We start from the raw sequence: 2,657 nt of genomic DNA, 5'->3' as shown, positions 1-2,657 counted from the left end.
GACCCGGCTATTACGGCCTGTCGAAGTCCTACGGCGAAGATATGGCGCAATTCAATTACGACCGCTATGGCATCGAAACCGTCAGCATCCGCATCGGCTGGTCGTTCCCGGAACCCAAGGACCGCCGCTCGCTGGCCAGCTGGCTGAGTTATGACGACCTGACCGAACTGATGCGCTGCTGCCTGTTTACGCCGGATGTCGGCCACACCGTCGTATATGGGATGTCCGATAATCCGTCGACCTGGTGGGACAACCACTATGCGGCGCACCTGGGTTTCAAGGCGCGCGATACGTCCGAGATCTTCCGCGCCAAGATCGAGGCGCAGCCGCTGCCGCCGGCCGATGACCCGGTGCGGGTCTACCAGGGCGGAATCTTCACCATGACCGGTCCATTCGAGCCGAAGTAACGGATATCGGGATTGCGGCAAGGTAACGCGAAACTACAAAAAGTTATCCCAGCCGGCTTCACATTCTCGATTGTATGTTATCGTACATCCATGTTATCTTTGCTGCCGCCTGAGATCGTGAAACTGCAAAGCGCAGCGAGGGCCGCCATAAGAACCGGGTGTTTGAACAAGCGGCAGCGGCGGATGTGGCAATGGATACAGCAAGTGCAATAACAAGCAGCAAAGCATAAGCAGCACAGGCTGGTAACACGACAGCCGCCTTGTCCGGCAACCCGGCGGAGACAGCGCAACGCGCCGGCGTTGGACAAGGTGAAGGGAGACGGTAGTAGTGACGGTGAGCGACAGCAAGCAAAAACAATAACGCACACACCGCAGGCAGCGACGCCATTGCCAAGGTAAAGAGGTGGCAGCACAGACCTCGGTGCTTGATGATGACGCCGCAAGCTCAGGGAAAAATCGATTAGTTTCGTTCCACGGTGGACCGCCTTGTTTGTCGGTCGGCTCCTCGTGTCCTCCACTGTCATTACATCGCCGAATTAAACGCCACGTATAAAGGGCAACATCGGCATGGGTTTTACACTTAATTTCGCTCCTCTCGCGCCATACTGGCCGGTCTTCCTGACCGGCGCCTGGCTGACGCTGAAGATGACGACGGTCGCCATTGTGGTCGGCGTCGCTATCGGTACGCTGATCGCTTTCCTCAAGCGCGGCAGCAATCCTTATATCGCCAAAGCCTGTTCCGCCTACATCGAGGCGGTCCGCAATACGCCTTTCCTGGTGCAGATTTTCTTGCTGTACTTCGGCCTGGCCAGCCTCGGTATCCACATGCCGACATTCGCCGCCGCGGTGCTGGCGATGATCATCAACATCGCCGCCTATGCCGCCGAGATCATTCGCGCCGGCCTGGAATCGGTGCCAAAGGGCCAGATCGAAGCGGCCGAATGCCTCGGCCTGTCGCGCTGGCGCATCGCGTGGCACGTGATGCTGCAGCCGTCGATCGAGCGCGTTTATCCGGCGCTGACCAGCCAGTTCCTGCTGATGATGCAAGCCTCGGCCATGGCCTCGCAGATATCGGCCGAAGAATTGACCGCGATCGCCAACACCGTGCAGTCCGACACCTTCCGCTCGCTGGAAACCTATATCGTCGTCGCCTTCATGTACCTGGCGCTGTCGATCCTGGTCAAGCTGCTGGCCTGGGGCTTCGGCGAATACCTGTTCAAGCGCCGCCGCATCATCCGCCGCGCCGCACTGGAAGCCGCTCGTCGCCGTCCGCCCGCGATTCCGCCGTTCCAGCCGGTCGCCGCAACTGCAGCCGCTACAGCTGCGAACACTACCAACGGGAGCGCATCATGATCGGCAGTTTCTCCTGGGGACATTTCCTCTATCTGGTGCAGTCGATCTGGTGGACGCTGGTGCTGTCCGGGCTGGCCTTCATCCTCGGCAGCATCGGCGGATTCGGGGTGATGCTGGCGCGCATTTCGCCGCGTCGCTGGTTGTGGATGCCGACGCTGGTGTACATCGAGTGCATCCAGGGCATTCCGCTGCTGATCCTGCTGTTCATCGTTTATTTCGGCCTGTCGGTGTACGGCTTCGCCTTGCCGGCGCTGGTCGCGGCGGGGCTGGCGATGATGGTCTACACCAGCGCCTATCTGGGCGACATCTGGCGCGGTTGCGTCGAAGCGATGCCGCGTCCGCAATGGGAAGCCGCCGAATGCCTGTCGCTGACGCGCTGGCAGACGCTGCGCCTGGTGATCATTCCGCAGGCCTTCCGCCTGTCGCTGCCGCCGACCGTGGGCTTCCTGGTGCAGGTCATCAAGATGACATCGCTGGCGTCCGTGATCGGTTTTATCGAACTGACCCGCGCCGGTCAGATCATCAACAACTCAATTTTTCAGCCTTTCCTGATTTTCAGTCTGGTAGGGGCGTTCTATTTTGTACTGTGCTACCCGCTCTCGCGCTGGAGTGAATCGATGGAGAACAAGCTCAATGTCAGCAATCGTTAAACTAGATCAGATTTACAAGAGCTTCGGCTCCAACCAGGTGCTGAAGGGCGTTTCCTTCGAGGTGCAAAAGGGCGAGATGATCGCCATCATCGGCGCCAGCGGTTCCGGCAAGAGCACCGCGCTGCGCTGTATCGACCGCCTCGAGAAGATCGATTCCGGCGCCATCGAAGTCTGCGGCATGCGCGTCGACGACCCTGCCATCGACCTGCACAAGCTGCGCCAGGAAGTCGGCATCGTGTTCCAGAGC

General features: G+C 59.7%; 3 protein-coding genes and 1 pseudogene. All 4 read left to right on the top strand.

What is annotated here, in order from left to right; genetic code table 11:
* Positions 1–407 (top strand): annotated as a pseudogene (locus HLUSI_RS0102530) (NAD-dependent epimerase/dehydratase family protein); the annotation flags it as partial.
* Between the two features lie 567 nt (positions 408–974).
* Entirely contained in the window at positions 975–1,760 is a 786-nt protein-coding gene (locus tag HLUSI_RS0102525) for an amino acid ABC transporter permease (RefSeq protein WP_016832477.1), read from the top strand.
* Positions 1,757–2,410: an amino acid ABC transporter permease gene (locus tag HLUSI_RS0102520; RefSeq protein WP_016832476.1), complete on the top strand. Its 654-nt coding sequence runs from the start codon at positions 1,757–1,759 to the stop codon at positions 2,408–2,410. Before HLUSI_RS0102525 ends, HLUSI_RS0102520 begins: the two co-directional genes overlap by 4 nt.
* Positions 2,394–2,657: ATP-binding cassette domain-containing protein (locus HLUSI_RS0102515; RefSeq protein WP_016832475.1), on the top strand; the 264-nt coding region annotated here is incomplete at its 3' end. The genes HLUSI_RS0102520 and HLUSI_RS0102515, both read left to right, overlap by 17 nt.

Source organism: Herbaspirillum lusitanum P6-12 (genome assembly GCF_000256565.1).
Classification (GTDB): Bacteria; Pseudomonadota; Gammaproteobacteria; order Burkholderiales; family Burkholderiaceae_D; genus Herbaspirillum; species Herbaspirillum lusitanum.
The sequence above is the reverse complement of the archived record's forward strand: the minus strand, read 5'-3'. Positions and strand labels throughout refer to the sequence as shown.

Excerpts from the sequence above, each read along its gene's own strand:
- HLUSI_RS0102525 (WP_016832477.1), top strand. The coding sequence starts at position 975 with ATGGGTTTTACACTTAATTTCGCTCCTCTCGCGCCATACTGGCCGGTC.
- HLUSI_RS0102520 (WP_016832476.1), top strand. The coding sequence starts at position 1,757 with ATGATCGGCAGTTTCTCCTGGGGACATTTCCTCTATCTGGTGCAGTCG.